Origin of the sequence: Cellulosimicrobium protaetiae (genome assembly GCF_009708005.2) — a bacterium.
Taxonomy (GTDB): Bacteria; Actinomycetota; Actinomycetes; order Actinomycetales; family Cellulomonadaceae; genus Cellulosimicrobium; species Cellulosimicrobium protaetiae.
This window is the reverse complement of the sequence record NZ_CP052757.1, coordinates 2076999-2099763: the sequence shown is the minus strand read 5'-3', so window position 1 is coordinate 2099763 and position 22765 is coordinate 2076999. Positions and strand designations below refer to the sequence as shown.

The 22765-nt window shown below is 72.9% G+C and carries 17 protein-coding genes; 5 read left to right on the top strand and 12 right to left on the bottom strand.

The window, feature by feature from the left end:
• Positions 1–100: 100 nt before the first annotated feature.
• Positions 101–1420 carry a cytochrome P450 gene (locus FIC82_RS08780; RefSeq protein ID WP_253691652.1) on the top strand — a complete coding sequence of 440 codons (1320 nt, stop codon included), beginning with the start codon at positions 101–103 and terminating at the stop codon, positions 1418–1420.
• A 55-nt stretch (positions 1421–1475) separates the two neighbouring features.
• Here FIC82_RS08780 and FIC82_RS08775 read toward each other — a convergent pair whose 3' ends face one another.
• The 3 genes from FIC82_RS08775 to ilvD (FIC82_RS08765) all read right to left on the bottom strand — a co-directional run bounded on the left by FIC82_RS08775 (position 1476) and on the right by ilvD (FIC82_RS08765) (position 6703).
• Positions 1476–2150 carry a 4a-hydroxytetrahydrobiopterin dehydratase gene (locus tag FIC82_RS08775; RefSeq protein ID WP_154798300.1) on the bottom strand — a complete coding sequence of 225 codons (675 nt, stop codon included), beginning with the start codon at positions 2148–2150 and terminating at the stop codon, positions 1476–1478.
• Positions 2151–2231: 81 nt separating this feature from the next.
• Positions 2232–3950: a dihydroxy-acid dehydratase gene (gene ilvD / locus FIC82_RS08770; RefSeq protein ID WP_154798299.1), complete on the bottom strand. Its 1719-nt coding sequence runs from the start codon at positions 3948–3950 to the stop codon at positions 2232–2234.
• 887 nt (positions 3951–4837) lie between these two features.
• Positions 4838–6703, bottom strand: a complete 1866-nt coding sequence (ilvD, locus tag FIC82_RS08765; RefSeq protein WP_154798298.1) for a dihydroxy-acid dehydratase — start codon at positions 6701–6703, stop codon at positions 4838–4840.
• A 330-nt stretch (positions 6704–7033) separates the two neighbouring features.
• Between ilvD (FIC82_RS08765) and FIC82_RS08760 the strand changes: the two genes are divergently transcribed.
• Positions 7034–7636, top strand: coding sequence for a DoxX family protein (locus FIC82_RS08760; protein WP_154798297.1), 603 nt, complete (start codon positions 7034–7036; stop codon positions 7634–7636).
• Between the two features lie 68 nt (positions 7637–7704).
• On the opposite strand, the gene FIC82_RS08755 is transcribed toward FIC82_RS08760, so the two are convergent.
• The gene (locus FIC82_RS08755) at positions 7705–9348 is read right to left on the bottom strand and encodes a peptide MFS transporter (protein ID WP_216610006.1); all 1644 of its coding nucleotides are present in this window, start codon (positions 9346–9348) and stop codon (positions 7705–7707) included.
• A 52-nt stretch (positions 9349–9400) separates the two neighbouring features.
• Here FIC82_RS08755 and FIC82_RS08750 point away from each other — a divergent pair, with 52 nt between their 5' ends.
• From FIC82_RS08750 to FIC82_RS08740, 3 genes are all read left to right on the top strand, one after another.
• Positions 9401–10777, top strand: a complete 1377-nt coding sequence (locus FIC82_RS08750; protein ID WP_154798296.1) for a cryptochrome/photolyase family protein — start codon at positions 9401–9403, stop codon at positions 10775–10777.
• Positions 10778–10885: 108 nt separating this feature from the next.
• Positions 10886–11254 (top strand): ArsR/SmtB family transcription factor, encoded by a 369-nt coding sequence (locus tag FIC82_RS08745; protein WP_168731643.1) that lies wholly within the window; start codon positions 10886–10888, stop codon positions 11252–11254.
• The gene (locus FIC82_RS08740) at positions 11251–11739 is read left to right on the top strand and encodes an SRPBCC family protein (RefSeq protein WP_154798295.1); all 489 of its coding nucleotides are present in this window, start codon (positions 11251–11253) and stop codon (positions 11737–11739) included. The genes FIC82_RS08745 and FIC82_RS08740 overlap by 4 nt, the downstream gene beginning before the upstream one ends.
• Positions 11740–11984: 245 nt before the next feature.
• Here the strand turns inward: FIC82_RS08740 and allB are convergent, their stop codons facing one another.
• The 8 genes from allB to FIC82_RS08700 form a co-directional block, all read right to left on the bottom strand.
• Entirely contained in the window at positions 11985–13343 is a 1359-nt protein-coding gene (allB, locus tag FIC82_RS08735) for an allantoinase AllB (RefSeq protein ID WP_154798294.1), read from the bottom strand.
• An 82-nt stretch (positions 13344–13425) separates the two neighbouring features.
• Positions 13426–15201 carry a glyoxylate carboligase gene (gene gcl, locus FIC82_RS08730; RefSeq protein WP_154798293.1) on the bottom strand — a complete coding sequence of 592 codons (1776 nt, stop codon included), beginning with the start codon at positions 15199–15201 and terminating at the stop codon, positions 13426–13428.
• A gap of 43 nt (positions 15202–15244) precedes the next feature.
• Positions 15245–16129 carry a 2-hydroxy-3-oxopropionate reductase gene (locus tag FIC82_RS08725; protein WP_154798292.1) on the bottom strand — a complete coding sequence of 295 codons (885 nt, stop codon included), beginning with the start codon at positions 16127–16129 and terminating at the stop codon, positions 15245–15247.
• 65 nt (positions 16130–16194) lie between these two features.
• Entirely contained in the window at positions 16195–17001 is an 807-nt protein-coding gene (locus tag FIC82_RS08720; protein WP_154798291.1) for a hydroxypyruvate isomerase family protein, read from the bottom strand.
• A 201-nt stretch (positions 17002–17202) separates the two neighbouring features.
• Positions 17203–18033 (bottom strand): bifunctional allantoicase/(S)-ureidoglycine aminohydrolase, encoded by an 831-nt coding sequence (locus tag FIC82_RS08715; protein ID WP_021481128.1) that lies wholly within the window; start codon positions 18031–18033, stop codon positions 17203–17205.
• Between the two features lie 97 nt (positions 18034–18130).
• A complete protein-coding gene (locus FIC82_RS08710) occupies positions 18131–19417 on the bottom strand; it encodes a DUF6986 family protein (protein WP_154800009.1) in 1287 nt (428 codons plus the stop codon).
• 71 nt (positions 19418–19488) lie between these two features.
• Positions 19489–21135 (bottom strand): malate synthase A, encoded by a 1647-nt coding sequence (gene aceB, locus FIC82_RS08705; RefSeq protein ID WP_154798290.1) that lies wholly within the window; start codon positions 21133–21135, stop codon positions 19489–19491.
• A 43-nt stretch (positions 21136–21178) separates the two neighbouring features.
• Positions 21179–22675 carry an NAD-dependent malic enzyme gene (locus tag FIC82_RS08700; protein WP_253691650.1) on the bottom strand — a complete coding sequence of 499 codons (1497 nt, stop codon included), beginning with the start codon at positions 22673–22675 and terminating at the stop codon, positions 21179–21181.
• Positions 22676–22765 lie beyond the last annotated feature (90 nt).

Sequence of the window (22765 nt, the reverse complement as noted above, 5' to 3'; positions counted from 1 at the left end):
TCCGACGGCGGTCGTCCACAGGATCCGATGGGGCGAAGTGCCCATCCCCAGATCGCGGCGCGCGGCCCCGGGCAGGCTCGGCGTGCGCCACACTGACCCGGTGACCGCCACCACGACCTCGCCGCCGGAGACCGCGCGCCGGCGCCGCGCCCTGCCCACGACCGGGCGCGAGCTGCAGGTGCTCGCCGCCGCAAGGCCCGCGATGGCCGGCGTCCTGCTCGCGGGCGGGGTGCTCGCCGGACCGCGCGAGGGCGGCGGACTGCGCAAGGTGCCTGGGCTCGGCTGGGTCACCGCCGACCCGACGGTCGGGCGCCGCGTCCTCACCGACCACCGGCACTTCACGATCGTCGGCGAGGGCGGGGTCGGGCACCTGTGGGCGCAGATCCTCGGCGACTGGGTCCTCGACCTGTTCGACGGACCGGGCCACCACGACCTGCGCACGCGCTCGCGCGAGCTCTTCACGGAGGCGAGCGCCGCGGCGCTCGTCGACGGCGCATGGTCCGTGGCGCTCGACGACGCGAGGCGGACCCTCGCGGCGGGCGGCACGGTCGACGTCGGCCGGCTCGCGCGCGTGCTCGTGGGGCGGATGATGATCTCCCTGCTCGGCATCCCGACGCTCGGCGGCGCGGCCGCCCCCGACGGCGGGTCCGCCGTCGTCCCCGGCGACGACGACGCGCTCGCGGCGTTCGCGACCGGCGAGCGCCTCGCGTCGATCGCGCTCGGCAGCGCGGGCTCGACGTACCTGTCGGCGGAGCAGGTCAGCGCGGCGCAGGCGATCGTCGCCGAGCTGACCCGGGGTGTACCCGACGGGTGGCGCCACGCCCCCGCCGACCGCCTGCTCGGCCGGTGCCGCGAGCTCGGCCTGGGGCTGGAGGAGACCACGGGGCTCGCGAGCCTGCTCATGGTCGCGGGCACGGAGACGTCGGCGTCCGCGATGGCCCGCACGACCGCGCTCCTCGTCGACACGGGTGAGCAGCACCGCCTGCTGCGGCTCATGGCCGACGAGCGCGCGCACCCCGTCGAGCGAGCCGCGGGCGAGCCCGACGCCGTGGAGAACGCCGTGCGCGAGGGCCTGCGCGTGACCAGCCCGGCGTCGGTCATCGGGCGCGGGGTCTCCGCGGACGTCGAGGTCGCGGGCCGCATGCTGCGCGCCGGCGAGCGGGTCATGATCCTCACGTGGGCCGCGAACGTCGCTGCGGGGCCGTTCCGGGCCGACCGCCCCTACGTGCGCGAGACCCGCCAGCTCTGGTTCGGCGCCGGCCGCCACCTGTGCCTCGGGGCGGCTCTCGCACGCGCCGAGATCGCCGCGCTGCTGCACACCCTGTTCGACGACGGCGCGCCCCTGCGTGTCGTGTCGCGCCGAGCGAAGCGCCGCGTGCTGGTGCCTGGCTACGACGAGCTCGTCGTCGCTCGGGCCTGAGCGGGCCGCCCGAGGAGGTCACCACCGTCCGAGCGGGAGCCTCCTCGCGCGCGCGTCAGTCGCGCGACTGCCAGGTGCACACGCACGCCTCGTTGCCCTCGGCGTCGGCCAGGACCCAGAAGGCCGGCGCGCGACGGTCGGAGACGAGGTGCCCGCCCGCGGCGATGGCCGCGGTGACGCGCGCCTCGGCGACGTCGTGCGGGACCGTCACGTCCACGTGGATGCGGTTGCGCTGCTCCCGCGGCGCGTCCATCTGCTGGAACCAGAACGCCGGGGCGTGGGTCGTCGGGTCGTGGAGATCGGGCGCGGGCACCTCCGGGGAGCCCTCGTCGAACCCGAGGACGGCGCGCCAGAACGGCTGGACCGCCGAGCCGACGAGCGTGTCGATCGCGATCTCAAGGTCCTGCACCGCCGTCGGGTCCGCGACGAGGTCGAGCTCGCGCGCCGCGGCGGAGATCTGCCGCGCGAGCGCGACGTCGCGCGCGCTCACGCCACCGACGTCGTGCGACGACAGCCGCACCGTCACGGTGGCGTAGCGCAGGTCCACGTCCGGGTGGTGGTTCGCGGCCTCGGCGAGCTCGCCGATCGCGTCGACCAGCTCCACCCCGGCGGTGAACGACCCCGTGCGGAACAGCGTCTGCACCGTGCCGAGGATGACCCGCCAGTCCTCGACGCCGTCGCTGTCGTGGAACTGCCGAGCGGTGATGCGGTCGTCGGCGGTCTCGGTCATGGCGGTCCTCCGGGTCGGCGTCGCTGCGGCGAGGTGTGACACCACGCTAGTGCGCGCCTCCCCCGCCCGCGCGCCCCGGGGTCACTCGAGGATCGCGCCGCGCGACGCGGACTGGACGAGCTTCGCGTACTTCGCGAGCACGCCGCGCGTGAACGTCGGGGGCAGCGGAGCCCACCCGTCACGCCGTGCCTCGAGCGTGTCGGCGTCGACGAGGAGGTCGAGGGTCTTGTTCGCGACGTCGAGCCGGATCGGGTCGCCGTCGCGCACGAACGCGATGGGGCCGCCGTCGACCGCCTCGGGCGCGACGTGACCCACGCACAGCCCGGTCGTCCCACCCGAGAAGCGCCCGTCGGTGAGCAGCAGGACGGTCTTGCCGAGGCCCGCGCCCTTGATCGCACCGGTGATGGCGAGCATCTCGCGCATGCCGGGCCCGCCCTTGGGCCCCTCGTACCGGATGACGACGACGTCGCCGTCCGTGATCGTCCCGTCCTCCAGGGCGTCGAGCGCCGCGCGCTCGCGCTCGAAGACCCGGGCCGTCCCCTCGAACACGTCCTCGTCGAACCCGGCGGACTTCACGACGGCACCCTCGGGCGCGAGCGACCCGTGCAGGATCGTGATGCCGCCCGTGTGGTGGATGGGGTTGTCCAGCGCGCGCAGGATCTTGCCGTCCGGGTCGGGCGGGTCGATGTCGGCGAGGTTCTCCGCGACCGTGCGGCCCGTGACGGTGAGCGCGTCGCCGTGCAGCAGCCCGGCGTCGAGCAGGGCCTTCATGACGACGGGCACGCCGCCGATGCGGTCCACGTCGTTCATCACGTAGCGGCCGAACGGCTTGAGGTCGCCGAGGTGCGGCACGCGGCTCGCGACGCGGTCGAAGTCGGCGAGCGTGAGGTCGACCTCGGCCTCGTGCGCGATGGCCAGCAGGTGCAGCACCGCGTTGGTCGACCCGCCGAACGCCATGACGACGGCGATAGCGTTCTCGAACGCCTCCTTGGTCATGATGTCGCGCGCGGTGATCCCGAGCCGCAACAGGTTGACCACCGCCTCGCCCGAGCGGTGCGCGAACGCGTCCCGACGCCGGTCCGCCGACGGCGGCGCCGCCGACCCCGGCAGCGACATGCCCATCGCCTCCGCGACCGACGCCATCGTGTTCGCCGTGTACATGCCGCCGCACGCGCCCTCGCCGGGGCAGATGGCGCGCTCGATGCGGTCCACGTCCTCGCGGCTCATGAGCCCGCGCGCGCACGCGCCGACCGCCTCGAACGCGTCGATGAGCGTGACGTCCTTCTCCGTGCCGTCGGAGAGCTTGACCCAGCCCGGCATGATCGAGCCCGCGTAGAGGAACACGCTCGCCAGGTCCAGCCGCGCGGCCGCCATGAGCATCCCGGGGAGGGACTTGTCGCACCCGGCGAGCAGCACGGTCCCGTCGAGGCGCTCCGCCTGGACGACCGTCTCGACCGAGTCCGCGATGATGTCGCGGCTCACGAGCGAGAAGTGCATCCCCTCGTGGCCCATCGAGATGCCGTCGGAGACGGAGATCGTCCCGAACTGCAGCGGGTACCCGCCGCCCGCGTGCACGCCCTCCTTGGCGCCCTGCGCGAGCCGGTCGAGCGACAGGTTGCACGGCGTGATCTCGTTCCACGAGCTCGCGATGCCGATCTGCGGCTTGGCGAAGTCCTCGTCGCCCATGCCGACGGCGCGCAGCATCCCGCGCGACGCCGTCGCCTCCAGACCGTCCGTGACCTGGCGGGAACGAGGCTTGAGGTCGGGTCCGGGGTCCGTGCGCGAGGTCTGCCCAGTCATGCCCCCACTCTAGGAACCCACCCGCGCCCCGGCGAGGTAGAACCGCAGTCCGCCGAAGTAGAACCCTGGTCACCCGAGGTAGAACGCTGGTCCGCCGAGGTAGAACTCTGGTCGGTCGAGGTAGAACCGTGGTTGCTTCCTGCCCGACGGCGTGTGGTTGCGTTGGGTGGGCGGGGTGGGTGGTGGTGCCGCGTCTACCATCCGCGCCGCTCGTTCCTCGCGTCGCTCCCGCCAGGCCCGCCACGACGCGGCACCACCACCCACCCCGCCCGGCGTCGTCTCACCCTGGTCTGTGCTCGCCTCGGCATACGAGCCCGCGGGGCTGGGTTGGTCTCGCGGCCCACCCTTTGCGGACCCTGGTGTTCCGCACCGTCGCGCGTCGCTGTCGCGGGGCTGGGCGTCGTGCCTCCTGGGTGACCCGACCGCCCCTGACGACCCGACCACGACAGGTGAGCGGACGCCGTCGCGCACGACCACGGTTCTACCTCGGCGGACCAGGGTTCTACTTCGGCCAGGCACGGTTCTACCTCGCGGGACCAGAGTTCTACCTCGGGCTGCCGGGCCCACCCCGGCGAGGCCGGAGACCCGGGGCAGCCGCCCCGCACGGCGGGACGACCGATCAGGTACGACGACCGCCCAGGACCCAGGTGTGACGACGGCCGAGCGGTGGGGGTGGGCTCGGATGCGAAGGGGCGTCAGAGCGGCGCTCCTAGAACCCACGGCCGAAGGACCCGAGGTGACGGCGCCGCAGCCCCGAGCACCGAGGCCACCCCCGCCGCGGACCCGACCACGCGGGCACAAAACCCGAGCCTGTGCCGCCGAGCCGCCCGCTGACCCCGACGACGACGGGCCCGCACCTCGCGAGGTGCGGGCCCGTCGTCGTCGGGTCAGCGGCTGCGCTTGATGAGCGACACGTCGCGGACGGCGCCGCGGTCGGCGGACGTTGCCATCGCGGCGTAGGCCTGGAGCGCGGGCGAGACGTAGCGGTCGCGGTCGACCGGCTGCCACGGGTCCTCGCGCGCCTCCATCTTGGCGCGACGCTCCGCGATCACCTCATCGGGCACGTTGAGGCGGATGAGGCGCGTGTCGACGTCGATCTCGATCTCGTCGCCGTCCTCGACGAGGCCGATGACGCCGCCCGCCGCGGCCTCGGGCGACACGTGCCCGACGGAGATGCCCGACGACCCGCCGGAGAAGCGCCCGTCGGTGATGAGCGCGGTCACCTTGCCGAGGCCGCGGCCCTTGATGAACGACGTCGGGTACAGCATCTCCTGCATGCCCGGCCCGCCCGCGGGGCCCTCGTAGCGCACGACGACGACGTGCCCCGGCTCGACCTGCTTGGTGAGGATCTTCTCGACCGCCTCGTCCTGCGACTCGCAGACGAGGGCCTTGCCGACGAAGTGGAAGACGTCGGGGTCGACGCCGGCGGTCTTGAAGACCGCGCCGTCCTCGGCGAGGTTGCCGCGGAGCACGGCGAGGCCGCCCTCGACGGTGTAGGCGTGCTCGAGGTCGCGGATGCAGCCGTCCGCGGCGTCGGTGTCGAGCGACTCCCAGCGGTTGGACGTGGAGAACGCCTGCGTGGTGCGCACTCCCCCGGGCGCCGCGTGGAACAGCTCGACCGCGCGGTCGGTCGCCTTGCCGCCGCGGACGTCCCAGTCGTCGAGCCACGCGCGCAGAGTCGGCGTGTGGACGCTGGTCACGTCGTGGTCGAGCAGGCCCGCACGGTCGAGCTCGCCCAGCAGGGCGGGGATGCCGCCGGCGCGGTGCACGTCCTCCATGTGGAAGTTCGGGTGGTTCGGCGCGACCTTGGACAGGCACGGCACCTGGCGGCTGATGCGCTCGATGTCGGTGAGGTCGAAGTCGACCTCACCCTCCTGCGCGGCGGCGAGGATGTGCAGCACGGTGTTGGTCGAGCCGCCCATCGCGACGTCGAGCGCCATGGCGTTGGAGAACGCGGCCTTGGTCGCGATCGAGCGCGGCGCGACGGAGTCGTCCTCGTCCTCGTAGTAGCGCTTGGCGAGGTCGACGATCGTGCGGCCGGCCTCGAGGAACAGCTCCTTGCGCGCGGCGTGCGTCGCGAGCGTCGAGCCGTTGCCCGGGAGCGACAGGCCGAGCGCCTCGGTGAGGCAGTTCATCGAGTTCGCCGTGAACATGCCGGAGCACGAGCCGCACGTGGGGCACGCGTTCTCCTCGACCTGCGCGAGCGCGGCGTCCGACACGTCGTCGTCCGCCGAGTAGTTGATCGCGTTGACGAGGTTGAGCGGGGTCTTCGCGACGCCGTCGGCGATCACCGCCTTGCCGGCCTCCATGGGACCACCGGACACGAAGATCACCGGGATGTCGAGCCGCAGCGCCGCGTTGAGCATGCCGGGCGTGATCTTGTCGCAGTTCGAGATGCACACGAGCGCGTCGGCGCAGTGCGCGTTGACCATGTACTCGACCGAGTCGGCGATGAGGTCGCGGCTCGGCAGCGAGTAGAGCATGCCACCGTGGCCCATCGCGATGCCGTCGTCGACGGCGATCGTGTTGAACTCCTTGGAGACGCCACCGGCCTCGCGGATCGCGGACGCGACGAGGTCGCCCATGTCCTTGAGGTGGACGTGGCCGGGTACGAACTGCGTGTACGAGTTGGCGATCGCGATGATCGGCTTGCCGAAGTCCTCCGCACCCATGCCGGTCGCGCGCCAGAGGGCGCGGGCGCCGGCCATGTTGCGGCCGTGGGTGGAAGTCCGAGAGCGCAGGGGGCGGCTCATTCCGGGTCAGCTCCTTCGACGGGGGGCTGCGACCGATCCTCCGGCCGCCGGGTCACATTACGCCTCTCCGGCGTGCTGCCGCGGCGGCGTCCGCAGCGTGGTCCGCGCGCTACCTACGTAGCTCCCGCACGCCTACGTGATGTCCACGCGATCCGGGCGTAAGGGTTGAACCGCCCCGACCCGTCCTGCCACGGTGGCGGAGCGCTCCATGCCGGACGCGCACCGCTCGGCGCCTTGACAGGGCCCGCCGACCGCGCCGTAGGTTAGGCAAGCCTCACCATAGCGACATCTGTCATCTCTCCGACATTCACCTCCCGAGGGGGCTCACCCATGTCCGCGTCCACCAGCACGTCCTCACCGCCCGACAGCCCGGCGCAGCCGACCACGCCGGCGCCGACCACGGCCGTCGCCGCGCCCGTCACCCAGGAGACCGTCGTCACCCGTGCGTCCGCACGGCGGGCGCTGGCGCTCGCACGCCTCGGTGGGGCCGTCGTCTTCCTGTGGCCGTTCACCGACAAGCTCCTCGGCCTCGGGTACGCGACGCCCGCCGAGCGCGCGTGGCTCGCGGGTGGCGCCCCGACCCAGGGCTACCTGCAGAACGGTGTCCAGGGACCGCTCGCGAGCACGTTCACCTCGATCGCCGGCCCGGTCACGGACTGGCTCTTCATGCTGGGACTGCTCGGCGTCGGGCTCGCGCTGCTGCTCGGGATCGGGCTGCGCGTCGCGGCCGTGAGCGGAGGCGTGCTCTTCGCGCTCCTGTGGCTGTCGCAGTGGCCTCTTGCGGCCGGGTCGACCAACCCGGTGGTGGACTCGCACCTTGTCGTCATCCTGCTGCTCGCCGTCCTCGCGACGACGCTCGCGGGCGACACGTGGGGCCTCGGCCGGCGCTGGGCGGCGCTCCCCTTCGTCCGTCGGGCCGCCTGGCTGCGCTGACGCCGTTCGAACCACCGGACCGCGCGGGCATGCGTTCTTCCCGCGCGGTCCGGTCCGTCGGGACGCGGTCAGGCCCCTGCCGTGTGCGCACCCTCGAGCTCGTCGGCGTGGCGGATGTGCCGCGTGACCCACGGCGCGAGCGCGAACAGCGCGAGCGCGAACACGAGGGTCACGGCGCCGATCCCGCCGAAGTACGCGGTGTCCGACGCGCCCTCGGTCACCTGGACGACCTGCGCCGTGATCGCCTGGCCCGCCGCGGGCGCGAGGAACCAGAGCGCCATGGCCTGGGAACGGAACGCCTTCGGCGCGAGCAGCGTCGTCGCGGCGAGGCCGACGGGCGACAGGCACAGCTCACCGAGCGTCTGGATGACGTACACGAGCACGAGCACCCACGACGGGGCCTTGCCGTCACCGACGACGGCCGAGGCGACGGCGAGGAAGAGGAACGACACCGACGCGAGCGCGAGACCGATCGCGAACTTGTTGGCCGTCGTCGGCCTGTCGCCGGTCTTCAGCCAGATCCACGCGAACACCGGCGCCAGGAGGATGATCGACAGCGGGTTGACCGACTGGAAGAACTCGGGGCTGATGCTCACGCCGAAGAACGAGAGCTCGGTCCGGTCCTTCGCGAACGCGGAGAGCGTCGTGGCCGCCTGCTCGAAGATCATCCAGAAGAGCATCGCGGCGACGAACAGCGGGATGTACGCGATGACGCGCGGTCGCTCGGCGTCGGTCACGCGCGGCGAGCGGTACATGACGACGAAGTACGCGATCGGCGCGAGGAACGCCAGGTAGGACATCGTGTCGATGAACGTCGAGATGCCGAACCCGCCCGCGACGAGCACGGCGACCAGCCCGACCACCACGACTCCCGCCGCGATGAGCAGGAAGATGCGGACGATCTTGCCCCGCTCCTCCGGGCGGACGGGGTTCGGCACGTGCGCACCCGCCTCGCCGAGGTAGCGCCTTCCCGCGACGAAGAACACGAGCGCGACGGCCATGCCGACCGCCGCCACCGCGAACCCCGCGTGGTACCCGCCCCAGGCACGCGCCGCCCCGACGAGGAACGGCGCGACGAACGAGCCGAGGTTGATGCCCATGTAGAAGATCGAGAACCCCGAGTCACGCCGCGGGTCGTCGCGCGCGTAGAGCTCGCCGACCATCGAGGACACGTTGGGCTTGAGCAGGCCGGTCCCGAGCGCGACCATCGCGATGCCCGCCATCGAGAAGCCCGTGCCGGGGATCGTCAGGCTGACGTGCCCGGCCGCGATGATGATCCCGCCGTACAGGACGGAGCGCCGCGAGCCGATCACCCGGTCCGCGAGCCACCCGCCCACGACCGAGAGCAGGTAGACGCTCGTGCCGTAGATCGAGACGAGCGCGAGCCCGGTCGTCTCGCCGATGCCCAGCCCGCCGTTCGCCACGGAGTCCGTGAGGTAGAACAGCAGGATCGCGCGCATCCCGTAGTAGCTGAACCGCTCCCACAGCTCCGTGGTGAAGAGCGTCAGCAGCCCGCGCGGGTGGCCGAAGAACGCGTGGTCCCCCTCGATCGCGCCTGCGGCGGGCACGGAGGCAGGCACGGAGTCAGGCGCAGGACCGGTCGCCGAGCCCGCCGAGCCTGCCGGGCGCGCCACGGCGCCCGGGCCGGGCGGTGCGCCCGGGTCCGGCTCGACCTCGAACTCGCGTTCGCCGCCGCCACCCTGCGTCGTCATGCGTTCGATGCTCCCACCGGCGTGCGCGACGGGCGACCGTTAGCGTGGCCGGATGCCGACGCTCTGGTGGTGCCGCCGCGACCTGCGCCTCGCCGACAACCCGGCCCTCGTGGCGGCCGTGGAGGCGGCCCGGGAGGCCGGCGACGACGTCGTCGCGCTCTACGTGCTCGACCCGCGCCTCTGGGGCGCCGCCGGAGATCCCCGCCGGTCCTACCTCGCCCGGAGCCTCGCCGCGCTCGACGAGGCGACGGGCGGGCGGCTCGTCGTGCGGCACGGCGACCCGCGCGACGTCGTGCCCACGCTCGTGCGCGAGGTGGGCGCCGAGGAGGTGCACGTCGCGGCGTCGTCCGAGCCGTACGGCGTCGCGCGGGACGAGGCGGTGGAACGGTCGCTGCCCGACGGCGGGGCGCGCCTCGTGCGGACCGGCTCGCCCTACGCCGTCGCGCCCGGGCGCGTGCTCACGCGCACCGGGACCCCCTTCCAGGTCTTCACGCCGTTCCGTGAGGCGTGGGTCGCGCACGGGTGGCGCGACCCGGCACCCCGGCCGCGTGACGTGCCGTGGGCGGCCGTGCGATCGGACGGCGTCCCGGACGACCCGGGGACGGACGCCCGTCTCCCCGCCGCGGGCGAGGCGGCCGCGCGACGCCGGTGGCGCACGTTCCTCACCGACCACCTCGCGGGCTACGCGACCGAGCGCGACCGTCCGGACCGGGCCGCGACGTCGGGCATGTCGATCCCGCTCAAGTGGGGCGAGCTGCACCCCCGCACGCTGCTCGCGGACGTGCGCGCAGCCCTTCAGGACGGCGCGCCCTCCGACGACGCGCTCGCCTACCGGTCCGAGCTCGCGTGGCGCGAGTTCCACGCGGACGTCCTGTTCCACCACCCGGGCGCGGCGCGGCGGTCCCTCCGGGCTGTCGTGCCCGACGACGCGTGGGCGACCGGCGCGGACGAGGACCGGTACCTCGCGGCCTGGGTGGCCGGGCGCACCGGGTACCCCCTCGTCGACGCCGGCATGCGCCAGCTCCTCGGCGAGGGGTGGATGCACAACCGCGTGCGGATGGTCGTCGCGTCGTTCCTCGTCAAGGACCTGCACGTGCGCTGGCAGCGCGGCGCGGCACACTTCCTGGCGCACCTCGCGGACGGCGACGTGTCGCAGAACCAGCTCAACTGGCAGTGGGTCGCCGGGACGGGGCGCGACGCCGCGCCGTACTTCCGCATCTTCAACCCCGTCACGCAGGGCAAGAAGTTCGACCCCGACGGGACCTACGTGCGCCGCTGGGTGCCGGAGCTGCGGGGCGTCGAGGGCCGGGCGGTCCACGAGCCGTGGAGGCTGCACGAGCAGCCCGCCGGGTACCCCGAGCGGATCGTCGACCACGCCGTCGAGCGGAAGGTCGCGCTCGACGACTTCGAGCGGGCGCGACGCGCCTGACGCGTTTTTCAACCAGAGGGTTGACGATCCTCGCGACGCGGCGTAGCGTCATTATCAACCGAACAGTTGACGACAGGCGCCGCTCGCGGTGCCCGACGAGGAGGTTCCGTGACGGCCGACCCGCTCTCGCGCGTGTTCTCGGCGCTCGCCGACCCCACGCGTCGCGACATGGTGGCCCGGCTCGCGTCGGGCGACGCCAGCGTGGGCGAGCTCGCCCGGCCGTACGACATGTCCGTCCAGGCGGTGTCCAAGCACCTGCGCGTGCTGGAGGACTCCGGCCTGGTGACCCGCACGACGGACGCCCGACGCGCCCCCGTGCACCTCGAGGCGGAGGTCTTCGACCTCATGACGAAGTGGATCGAGCGCTACCGGCGCGAGGCGGAGGACCGCTACCGCCGCCTCGACGACGTCCTGCGCGACCTGCCCGACCCGGAGGCCGCGCCCCCGAACGACCCGACGACAGGAGCACGATCATGACCACCACCGGCACCCACGAGACCGAGATCGCCGTCCCGAAGGACCTCCCGATCGTCCGCATCGTGCGCGAGTTCGACGCGCCCGCGGCGAAGGTCTTCCGCGCCCACCTCGACCCGGAGCTGTTCGCGCGCTGGAACGGCCCGCGCTACCTCACCCAGCGCAACGAGCACTGGGACGTGCGCACGGGCGGCGCGTACCGCTACGTCCAGGTCGACCCCGACGGCAACGAGTACGCGTTCTTCGGCAGCGTGCACGAGGTGCGTCCGGACGAGCTCATCGTCCAGACGTTCACCTACGAGGGCTTCCCCGACGGCGTCTCGCTGGACCGCCTCGTGTTCGAGGACCTGCCCGACGGCCGCAGCCGGCTCACCGCGACGTCGCTCGTCGACTCGTTCGAGGGTCGCGACGGCTTCGTCGCGAGCGGCATGGAGGTCGGCGTCCGCGAGGGCTACGAGCAGCTCGACGAGCTCCTCGCGGAGTCCTGACCCGCACGCCGCCGAGGTAGAACCCTGGTGGGTCGAGGTAGAACCCTGGTACGCCGAGGTAGAACCGTGGTCACGACCAGGGTTCTACCTCGCGGGACCAGGGTTCTATCTCGCGGGACCAGGGTTCTACCTCGCGAGATCGGGGGCGGCGCCCACCAGCGGCGCCGCCCCGGGTCCCTGTGAGCCGGGTCCCGTGGTTCCCCGTGCCCGGCCCCCGCGGCCGGGCACGGGAGTCTTCAGCCTCCTCACGCCTCGCCTCGGGAGAGGAGGCGACCCGTCGGGCGGTCGTACGTGATCTCCTCGCCCCGCAGGTACGTCGCGACGACGGCGCCAGAGAGGGCACGGTCGGCGTAGGGAGTGATGGGGTTCTTGTGGTGCAGGGCCTTCGGGTCGACGACGAACGCCGTGTCCGGCTCGACGACCGCGAGGTCCGCGTCGTGGCCGAGCGCGATGGATCCCTTGCGCTCCAGGCCCGCGATCGCCGCGGGCCGTGCCGACATCCACTCGACGACGCGCGCGAACGGCACGCCCCGCGTCCGGGCCTCGGTCCACACGATCGCGAGCCCGAGCTGGAGCGAGGAGACGCCGCCCCACGCCGTCCCGAAGTCGCCCGTGTCGAGGTCCTTGAGGTCGGGCGTGCTCGGCGAGTGGTCGGAGACGATGCAGTCGATCGTCCCGTCGAGGAGCCCCTCCCAGAGCAGCTCGCGGTTGTCGATCTCCCGGATGGGCGGGCAGCACTTGAACTGCGTCGCGCCGTCGGGGATCTCCTCGGCCGCGAGCGCCAGGTAGTGCGGGCAGGTCTCGACCGTGAGGCGCACGCCCTCGCGCTTCGCGCTGCGGATCATGGCCAGCGCGTCGGAGCTCGACAGGTGCAGCACGTGGGCACGCGCGCCCGTCCAGCGGGCCGCCTCGATCACCGCGGCGATCGCGACGTTCTCCGCGCCGCGCGGACGTGACGCGAGGAAGGTGTCGTAGTGGTCGCCGTGCGGCGTGGGCGCGTGCTCGATGGCGCGCGAGTCCTCCGCGTGCACGAGCATGAGCCCGTCGAAGTCGGCGAGGACGCGCAGGTCGGCCTCGAGCTCGTCGGGCTCGAGGTACCCGAACTCCTCGACGCCCGAGTGCAGCAGGAAGCACTTGAACCCGAACACGCCCGCGTCCCACAGGGGCCGCAGCTCGTCGCCGTTGCCGGGCACGGCGCCGCCCCAGAACCCGACGTCGACGAACGCCTGGTCGCGGGCGACCTTCTGCTTGGTCTCGAGCGCCTCGACGTCGACCGTCGGCGGGATCGAGTTGAGCGGCATGTCGACGATCGTCGTCACACCCCCCGCAGCCGCGGCCCGTGTCGCGGACGCGAACCCCTCCCACTCGGTGCGGCCCGGCTCGTTGACGTGCACGTGCGTGTCGACCAGACCCGGGATCAGCACCTGGTGCGGCGCGAGCTCGACGACGCGTGCGCCGTCGAGCCCCGCGCCCAGGGGCTCGATCGCGCGGACCACTCCCCCGCTGACCCCCACCTCGCGGGGCTGCTCGCCGGACGCGACGAGCACGCGCTCGCCGCGCACGACGAGGTCGTACTCGTGCTCCTGCGGGACCGTCGTGCTCATCCCACCCTCCTTCGCTCCGGGTCGTGACCAGGGTTCTACTTCGCGGTACCAGGGTTCTACCTCGCGGTACCAGGGGGACGCTTCAGTCGAGCAGCGCGACGGCGGTCGGCGCGTCGTCGGAAGAGATCGCGAGGTCCTCGAACTCGTTGACGCCCGTGAGCTCGACGCCCATCGCGATGTTCGTCACGCGCTCCAGGATCACCTCGACCACGACCGGCACGCGGAACTCGGCGGCCATGCCCTGCGCCTTGGCGAACGCGTCGCCGAGCTCGTCGGGGTCGGTCACGCGGATCGCCTTGCAGCCGAGGCCCTCGGCGACCTTGACGTGGTCGACGCCGTAGCCGCCCACCTCAGGCGAGTTGATGTTCTCGAACGACAGCTGGACGTGGTAGTCCATGTCGAACGCCCGCTGCGACTGGCGGATGAGGCCGAGGTAGGAGTTGTTCACGACGACGTGCACGTACGGCAGGTTGAACTGCGCGCCGACGGCGAGCTCCTCGATCATGAACTGGAAGTCGTAGTCGCCCGAGAGCGCGACGACCGGCTCGTCCGGCACGGCCTTCGCGACGCCGAGCGCCGCCGGTCCGGTCCAGCCGAGCGGCCCGGCCTGGCCCGCGTTGATCCAGTGCCGCGGCTTGTACACGTGGAGGAACTGCGCGCCGGCGATCTGCGAGAGCCCGATCGTCGTGACGTATCGCGTCTCGGGCCCGAACGCCTTGTTCATCTCCTCGTACACGCGCTGCGGCTTGATCGGGATCTCGGTGAAGTGCGTCTTGCGCTGGAGCGTGCGCTTGCGCTCGGCGCACTCGGCGGCCCAGCCGGAGTAGTCGCGCGTCTGTCCCGCGTCGCGGCGCTCGCGTGCGACCTCGACGAACAGCTCGAGGGCGGCCCTCGCGTCGGAGACGATGCCGTAGTCGGGCGCGAACACGCGCCCGATCTGCGTCGGCTCGATGTCGACGTGGACGAACGTGCGGCCCGCGCGGTACGTGTCGAGGCCGCCCGTGTGACGGTTGGCCCATCGGTTGCCGATCCCGAGCACGAAGTCCGAGGCGAGCAGGTTCGCGTTACCGTAACGGTGCGACGTCTGGAGCCCGGCCATGCCCGCCATGAGCGCGTGGTCGTCGGGGATGACGCCCCAGCCCATGAGCGTCGGGATCACCGGCACGCCCAGCGTCTCGGCGAGCTCGACGAGCAGGTCCTCGCCGCCCGCGTTGACGATGCCGCCGCCCGCGATCAGCAGGGGGCGCTCGGCCGCGAGCAGCAGGTCGATCGCCTTCTCCGCCTGCGCGCGCGTCGCCGTCGGGCGGTGCACGGGCAACGGCTGGTACGTCGCCGGGTCGAACTCGATCTCCGCGAGCTGCACGTCGATCGGCAGGTCGATGAGCACCGGGCCCGGGCGGCCCGAGCGCATGAGGTGGAACGCCTGCTGGAAGACCTGCGGCACCTGCCCGGCCTCGAGGACGGTCTTGGCCAGCTTGGTCACCGGAGCGGCGATGCTCGCGATGTCGACGGCCTGGAAGTCCTCCTTGTCGAGCTTGGCGACCGGCGCCTGGCCCGTGATGCAGAGCATCGGGATCGAGTCGGCCCACGCGGCGTAGAGGCCGGTGATCATGTCGGTGCCCGCGGGGCCCGACGTGCCGATGCAGATGCCGATGTTCCCCGGCTTCGCACGCGAGTAGCCGTCGGCCATGTGCGACGCGCCCTCGACGTGGCGGGCGAGCACGTGGCTGATGCCGCCGTGGGCGCGCATCGCGGAGTAGAAGGGGTTGATGGCGGCGCCGGGCAGGCCGAACGCCTGGGTCGCGCCCTCGATCTCGAGGATCGCCACTGCGGCGTCCACCGCACGCATACGAGGCATGGTTTCTCTCCTTGCTGGAGGTGACGTCGTCGTCAGGGGAAGGTCAGGAGCCGTCGCGGCCGGACAGGCGCTCGACGCCGCGGAAGAGGCCGGAGTGGTCGAGGCCGCCGTCGCCGTTGGCGCGGGCGGAGGCCATGAGCTGGGCGACGAGGCCGCCGAGCGGCGCGACGACGCCCGCCTCGCGGGCCGCGGCGGTGACGATGCCGAGGTCCTTGTGGTGCAGCTCGATGCGGAAGCCGGGGCCGAAGTCGCGGTCGAGCATCTTGCGCGCCTTCTGGTTCAGCACGGCCGAGCCCGCGAGCCCGCCGCCGAGCACCTCGATCGCGGCGTCGGTGTCGACGCCGTACGCCTCGAGGAACACGACCGCCTCGGCGAGCGCCTGGATGTTCGCGGCGACGATCAGCTGGTTGGCTGCCTTGACGGTCTGGCCGGAGCCGTTCGGGCCCACGTGCACGACCGTCTTGCCGACGACGTCGAGGAACGGCTTGGCCGCCTCGAAGTCCTCGGGTGTCCCGCCGACCATGATCGACAGCGCGGCGTTGATCGCGCCCGGCTCGCCGCCCGAGACGGGGGCGTCGACGATGCGCAGCCCGGCGTCCTTGGCCTGCTGCGCGAGGGCGACGGAGACGTCAGGGCGGATCGAGGAGAAGTCGACGACGAGCGCGCCGGGCTTCGCGTTCGCGAGGACGCCGTCGTCGCCGGTGAGGACGGCCTCGACGTCGGGCGAGTCGGGGACCATGATCGCGACGACGTCGGCGCCCGAGACCGCGTCCGCGACCGAGGACGCCGCGCGCCCGCCCGCCTCGACGAGCGGCGCGGTCTTCTCGGGGCTGCGGTTGTAGCCCGCGACGTCGTGGCCGGCGTTCTGCAGGTGGACGGCCATGGGGCTGCCCATGATGCCGAGTCCGATGAAGGCGATGGAGGCCATGGTGTGCTCCTCTGGTGAGTCAGGTCGTGTGGTCCGGGTGGCGACCGGCGCGCGGCCGCGGGGGGTCAGCGCTCGGTGGCCGGGAGCCACGCGAACGGGTCGGCGGCGTCCGTCTTGTACTCGAGGCCGATCCAGCCGTCGAAGCCGCCCGCGCGCAGGTCCTTGGTCCAGCGGTCGATCGGCAGGTCGCCCGTGCCGGGCTCGCCGCGGCCGGGGGCGTCGGCGACCTGCACGTGGGCGATGCGCCCGCGGTAGGTCGAGAGCGCCGCGTCGACGTCGTCGCCGTTGACGGACAGGTGGTAGACGTCGAACAGGAGACCCAGGTTCGTCTCGCCGTGGTCGGTCGCGACGCGGTCGATGACGCGCACGGCGTCGGCGGCGGTCTTGAGCGGGTAGGCCGGGGCGCCGCTCACGGGCTCGACGAGCACCGTGCCCCCGATGCGCCCGACGGCCCGGGCGGCGAGCGCGAGGTTCTCGGCCCCCAGCGCGTCCTGCGCCTCGGGCGTCTCGCCCTCCTGGCGGTTGCCGTAGAGGGCGTTGAACGCGCGGCAGCCGGTGCGCTCGCCGATCGTGGTGACGACGTCCAGGTTCGCGCGCAGGTCGGCCGAGCGCGCGGGCCACGACACGAGGCCGCGGTCGCCGCCGGGCATGTTGCCGGCGTCGAAGTTGAGGCCCGTGAGCTGGACGCCCGCCGCCTCGATCGCGCCGACGAACGCGTCGACCTCGTCCTGCGCCGGCATGGGCGACGCGAACGGCCACCAGAACTCGACACCGCGGAAGCCCGCGGCAGCCGCGGCGGCCGGCCGCTCGAGCAGCGGCAGGTCCGTGAGCAGGATCGAGCAGTTGACGGTGTACGTCGGTGCGGGGCTCATCGTCGTCTCCCTGGGTCCGTCCGCGTCTCGCTACCTTGCGATTCCATGCTGCGGAACTTTTCTTCTGCTGTATGGAAGTGTAGGCACGCCCACGGCGGAGCGTCAACAGCCGGCGCGGCACTCCGTCCGGTTGTGGGCAGGGAAAGGGCCCGGTTCCGCGTGCGGAACCGGGCCCTTTCCTGCCCACAACCGGGTGCTGCGTCAGCGGCGGCGGTCGAGCTTGACCTGCCGGTTCACGTCCTTGTAGAGCAGGTAGCGGAACGGCTTGGGTCCACCCGCGTAGCAGGCCTGCGGGCAGAACGCCCGGAGCCACATGAAGTCGCCCTCCTGGACCTCGACCCAGTCGCCGTTGAGGCGGTAGACCGCCTTGCCCTCGAGCACGTAGAGGCCGTGCTCCATGATGTGCGTCTCCGCGAACGGGATGGACCCGCCGGGCTGGAACGTCACGATGTTGACGTGCATGTCGTGCGCGAGGTCGTCGGGGTCGACGAACCGCGTGGTCACCCAGACGCCGTCGGTGTCCGGCATCGCGCGCGGCTCGACGTCCTGCTCCCGCGTGACGAACGACGTCGCGGTGTGTCCCGGGATCGGCTCGTACACCTTGCGGATCCACTGGAACGCGGCCTTGGCGTCCGACCGGTTGTGCAGCGCCCACCGCTCCCCCGCCGCCAGGTACGCGTACCCGCCGGGCTCCAGCACGTGCTCGACCCCCGCGAGGGTCAGCACGAGCGTCCCCTCGGTGACGAAGACGACGGACTGCACCGTCTCCTCGTCCTCGCCCTGGTCGGACCCGCCGCCGGGCGAGACCTCCATGACGTACTGCGCGAACGTCGTCGCGAACCCCTCGATCGGCCGGGCGAGCACCCACAGCCGGGTCTTGTCCCAGCCGGGCAGGTTGCTCGTGACGATGTCGCGCAGCACGCCGCGCGGGATCACCGTGTACGCCTCGGTGACGATCGCGCGGTCGGTGAGCAGCTCGGTCTGGCCGGGCAGGCCACCCTGCGGGGTGTAGTAGGGGGTGGTCTGGGTCATGGGTTCACTCCTCGGGATGATCGCCCGGGCCGACGGCGGTCGGTCGCGGCGGGCTGGACGGGGGTGGCGGGTGGACGGGAGGGTGCGCGGGCGGGGGTCAGCCCGCGACGGGCTGGGGGGCGTGCCCCGAGACGCGGACGGCGTCGAGCCCGGCGCGGTCGAGGCCGGTCGCGGCGCGGACCTCGGCCTCGGTGAGCGCGCCGCAGTCGACGCCGCGCCCGAGGAACCAGGCCATCGCCTTGGCCGTGGCGGGCTCGTCGAGCACGCCGCCGGCGTCGGGCACGAAACCGACGTACGCCGCGAGGCGCGCGAGCGCCGAGACCGCGTCCTCGCGGTAGAACGCGTACGTCGCCGCGAACCGGCTCGGGAGCTGCGCGGGGTGCAGGTCCCAGCCCTGGTAGTAGCCGCGCTCGAGCGATCGGCGCACGAGCCGCCCGTGCAGGCGCCAGGCCGCGTCGACGGCCTGCCGGTCGCCGACGGGGAGCACGTTGGTCGACCCGTCCGAGAGGCGCACGCCCGTGCCCGCGACCGCGAGCTGCATGACCGACTTCGCGTGGTCCGCCGCGGGGTGCTCCATCGACTGGTACGCCGCGGCGATGCCGAGCGACGCCGAGTAGTCGTACGTGCCGTAGTGCAGCGCGGTGACGCGGCCGGGCGCCGCGTGGACGAGCCGCGCGACGGTCGCCGTGCCGTCGGCTGCGAGCAGCGCCTGCGGCGTCTCGACCTGCACCTCGAACCGCAGGTTGCCCGGCTCGAGACCGTTCGCCTCCTCGACGCGCTCGCACGCGAGCGCCATCGCCTCGACCTGCTCCGGCGCGGTGACCTTGGCGAGCGTGACGACGAAGCCGTCGGGCAGCCCCGGGTGCCCCCGGGCGGCGCGCGCGGCGACGAGCTCCGCGACGAACAGCGCGAGCGTGCGCACGCCCCGCCGCCGCGTCGCGGCCTCGAGGCACTTGATGCGGATCCCGCTGAACGGCGTCGCGGTGCCCTGCGCCTCGGCCCGGGCGAGCTCGCGCGCGGCCGCCGCGACCGCGGCGTCCTCGGCCGCGTCGCCGCGGTCGCCGAACCCGTCCTCGAAGTCGATGCGCAGGTCCTCGATCGCCTCGACCGCGAGCTTGGCGCGCACGCGCTCGGCGACGGCGTCGGCGAGGCCGTCCCCGGAACCCGCGCCGATCCCGAGCAGGTCGACGAGCCGGCCCACGCCTCCCGACGCGTCGACGGCCTCGCGTGCCCGCGCCGCCCACTCGGGCACGAGGCCCGCGGTGTACCGGTCACCCGGCACGTAGACGGTGTGCACAGGCTGGCGCGAGCCGTCGTCGCCCGGGTAGCGCGCCTCGAGCTCGGCGTCCCACGGCGCGAGCAGGCCGTCGAGCGTCGCGTGCATCGCGGCGACACCCTGCTCGCTGAAGCCCGTCCCCGACGCCGAGCCCGATCCCTCCGGGAACCCCGCCGGCATCAGGAGGCGTCCTGCTCGTGAGCCACGACGTCCTCGTACGCCGGGAGCGTGAGGAAGTCGACGTAGTGCTCGTTGAGCGCGATGTCCTCCACGAGCGCCGCGGCCCGGTCGTAGGGGCCGACGTCGTACGCCTCGTGCCCGACGTCGTCGCGCAGCCGCGCGGTCTCCTCGCGCAGGAGCGCGCGGACCAGGTCGGCGGTGACCGTCGTGCCGGCGCTCTCGCCCGCGGTGAACGACGCGCCGGAGCGCACCCACTGCCAGACCTGCGAGCGCGAGATCTCCGCGGTCGCGGCATCCTCCATGAGGTTGTGGATCGCGACCGCGCCGTTGCCCGCGAGCCACGCCGCGACGTAGGCGACGGACACGTAGAGGTTGTTGCGCAGCCCAGCCTCGGTGATGTCGCCCCCGGCGGTCGAGACGTCGAGGAGCTGCTCGGCCGTGACGTGGACCTCGGGACGCTGCCTGTCGAGCTGGTTGGGCCGCTCGCCCAGCACGCCGTCGAAGACCTCGCGGCACACGGGCACGAGGTCGGGGTGCGCGACCCACGACCCGTCGAACCCGTCACCCGCCTCGCGCTGCTTGTCGGCGCGCACCTTGTCGAACGCCTGGGCCGTGACCTCGGGCTCGCGGCGGTTCGGGATGACCGCGGCCATGCCGCCCATCGCGAAGGCCCCGCGCTTGTGGCACGTCTGGACGAGCAGCTCGGTGTACGCGCGCATGAAGGGTGCGGTCATGGTGATGGCACCGCGGTCGGGCAGCGTGAACGACGGGCCTGAGTCGCGGAAGTACTTGATGACCGAGAACAGGTAGTCCCAGCGCCCGGCGTTGAGCCCCGACGCGTGGTCGCGCAGCTCGTAGAGGATCTCGTCCATCTCGAACGCGGCCGGGATGGTCTCGATGAGGACGGTCGCGCGGATCGTCCCGTGCGGGATGCCCAGCGACTCCTCGGCGTGCGTGAAGACGTCGTCCCACAGCCGCGCCTCGAGGTGCGACTCCATCTTCGGCAGGTAGTAGTACGGGCCCGACCCGCGCGCGAGGAGCTCGGCGGCGTTGTGGAAGAAGTGCAGCCCGAAGTCCACGAGCGCGCCGACGGCGGGCGTGCCGTCCACCGTGAGGTGCACCTCGTCGAAGTGCCAGCCGCGCGGGCGCACGACCATGACGGCGAGCGGGTCGCCGTCGGCCTCGGGGCGCAGCGCGTACTGCTTGCCCTCCGGCGAGGTGAACGCGAGCGTGCGCCGCGTGGCGTCGTGCAGCGCGACCTGACCCCCGACGACGTTGCTCCAGTGCGGCGTCGACGCGTCCTCGAGGTCGGCGAGCCAGACCTTCGCGCCCGAGTTGAGGGCGTTGATCGCCATCTTCGGCGTCGGCGGGCCGGTGATCTCGACGCGGCGGTCGACCAGGTCGGCGGGCGCACCCGCGACCGTCCAGTCGCCTGCGCGCACGTCGGCGGTCTCGGCGAGGAAGTCGAGGCGCCCGGTGCGGGAGACCTCGTCGCGACGCGCCGCTCGCGCGGCGAGCAGCTCGTCGCGGCGGGCGCCGAACCTGCGCTGGAGCTCCGCGACGAAGTCGAGGGCCTCGGGCGTGAGGATCTCGTCCGACTGCTCGACGGCGGGTCCGTGGACGGTGACGGCCGTGGTGGTGGTCATGGTGGTGTCCTTTCTGCGGGCGGGCAGGGCTGACGACGGTGCGTCAGGCCCGGGGCGCCGACCCGGCGTGGTGACCCGACGTGGTGCTCTCCTGAGCCTGCTCCGCACGGGCGCGCTCCGCGACCTCGGCGACGGCGCGCGCGACGGCCTTGGAGACCGCGGGCTCGAAGACGCTCGGCACGATGTAGCTCGCGGAGAGCTCCTCGGGCGCGACGGCGTCCGCGATCGCGACGGCCGCGGCGCGCAGCATCTCGTCCGAGATCTCGCTCGCGCCGACGTCGAGCAGGCCGCGGAAGAGACCGGGGAACGCGAGCACGTTGTTGATCTGGTTCGGGTAGTCGCTGCGCCCCGTCGCGACGACGGTCGCGTGCTGCGCCGCGGCGATGGGGTCGACCTCGGGCGTCGGGTTCGCGAGCGCGAAGACGATCGCGTCGTCGGCCATCGTCGCGATGTCGTCGCCCGTGAGGATGTTCGGGCCGGAGACGCCGATGAACACGTCCGCTCCCGCGAGGCCCTCGCGCAGCGTGCCGGTGAAGCCCTCGGCGTTGGTCGTCTCGGCGAGGCGACGGCGGTGGTCGTCGGTGAGGTTGGCCCCCGCGTGGATCGCGCCGTGGCGGTCGAACGCGACGATGCGTCGCGCGCCCTGGCCCTGGAGCAGGGAGATGATCGCGTTGCCCGCGGCTCCGACGCCGGAGACGACGATGCGCACGTCCTCGATCGTCTTGCCGACGACGCGCAGCGCGTTCGTCAGTGCGGCGAGGACGACGATCGCCGTGCCGTGCTGGTCGTCGTGGAACACGGGGATGTCGAGCTCCTCGCGCAGCCGACGCTCGATCTCGAAGCAGCGCGGCGCCGAGATGTCTTCGAGGTTGATGCCGCCGTACACGGGGGCGATCGCCTTGACCGTACGGATGATCTCCTCGGTGTCGGTCGTGTCGAGGCACACCGGCCAGGCGTCGACGCCCGCGAACTGCTTGAACAGCGCGGCCTTGCCCTCCATCACCGGCAGCGCGGCGGCCGGGCCGATGTCTCCGAGGCCGAGGACGGCGGTGCCGTCCGTCACGACCGCGACGGTGTTGCGCTTGACCGTCAGGCGGCGCGCGTCCTCGGGCCGCTCGGCGATGGCGAGGCACACGCGCGCGACGCCGGGCGTGTAGGCGCGGGCGAGGTCGGCGCGGTGGCGCAGCGGCACCTTCGGGTTGACCTCGAGCTTGCCGCCGAGGTGCATGAGGAACGTCGCGTCGCTCACGTGGCGCACGGTGATGCCGTCGAGCGCGCTCAGCGCGTCGCGGATCTGCTCCACGTGCGCGGCGTCGACGGTGTCCGCCGTGACGTCCACGACCAGGCGGTCCGCGCCCGACTCCGAGACGTCGACGCCCGTGATCGCGGCGCCCGTCGCGCTCACCGCGGCGACGAGGTCGCTCGCGGTGCGGTGCCCGCTCGGGGCCTCGACGCGCAGCGTGATGGAGTAGCTCGGGCTGGTCGCGGTGGCCTTCGCCGTCGGGGCCTGCATCTCCGGAGCCTTCGTCTCGGACGTCATGTTCGTTCCTTCTTCTCGTATGCTGATGCGTATCTTCCGTGATGCGGAAGGGAGTGCGGGACGGTCCCGCGCTGCTCAGGCGAGGTGCAC

Bases quoted from the DNA above. Each gene is read 5' to 3' on its own strand.
- FIC82_RS08775 (WP_154798300.1), bottom strand. From the start codon at position 2,150: ATGACCGAGACCGCCGACGACCGCATCACCGCTCGGCAGTTCCACGAC.
- ilvD (WP_154798299.1), bottom strand. From the start codon at position 3,950: ATGACTGGGCAGACCTCGCGCACGGACCCCGGACCCGACCTCAAGCCT.
- ilvD (WP_154798298.1), bottom strand. From the start codon at position 6,703: ATGAGCCGCCCCCTGCGCTCTCGGACTTCCACCCACGGCCGCAACATG.
- FIC82_RS08760 (WP_154798297.1), top strand. From the start codon at position 7,034: ATGTCCGCGTCCACCAGCACGTCCTCACCGCCCGACAGCCCGGCGCAG.
- FIC82_RS08755 (WP_216610006.1), bottom strand. From the start codon at position 9,348: ATGACGACGCAGGGTGGCGGCGGCGAACGCGAGTTCGAGGTCGAGCCG.
- FIC82_RS08750 (WP_154798296.1), top strand. From the start codon at position 9,401: ATGCCGACGCTCTGGTGGTGCCGCCGCGACCTGCGCCTCGCCGACAAC.
- FIC82_RS08740 (WP_154798295.1), top strand. From the start codon at position 11,251: ATGACCACCACCGGCACCCACGAGACCGAGATCGCCGTCCCGAAGGAC.
- allB (WP_154798294.1), bottom strand. From the start codon at position 13,343: ATGAGCACGACGGTCCCGCAGGAGCACGAGTACGACCTCGTCGTGCGC.
- gcl (WP_154798293.1), bottom strand. From the start codon at position 15,201: ATGCCTCGTATGCGTGCGGTGGACGCCGCAGTGGCGATCCTCGAGATC.
- FIC82_RS08725 (WP_154798292.1), bottom strand. From the start codon at position 16,129: ATGGCCTCCATCGCCTTCATCGGACTCGGCATCATGGGCAGCCCCATG.
- FIC82_RS08720 (WP_154798291.1), bottom strand. From the start codon at position 17,001: ATGAGCCCCGCACCGACGTACACCGTCAACTGCTCGATCCTGCTCACG.
- FIC82_RS08715 (WP_021481128.1), bottom strand. From the start codon at position 18,033: ATGACCCAGACCACCCCCTACTACACCCCGCAGGGTGGCCTGCCCGGC.
- FIC82_RS08710 (WP_154800009.1), bottom strand. From the start codon at position 19,417: ATGCACGCGACGCTCGACGGCCTGCTCGCGCCGTGGGACGCCGAGCTC.
- aceB (WP_154798290.1), bottom strand. From the start codon at position 21,135: ATGACCACCACCACGGCCGTCACCGTCCACGGACCCGCCGTCGAGCAG.
- FIC82_RS08700 (WP_253691650.1), bottom strand. From the start codon at position 22,675: ATGACGTCCGAGACGAAGGCTCCGGAGATGCAGGCCCCGACGGCGAAG.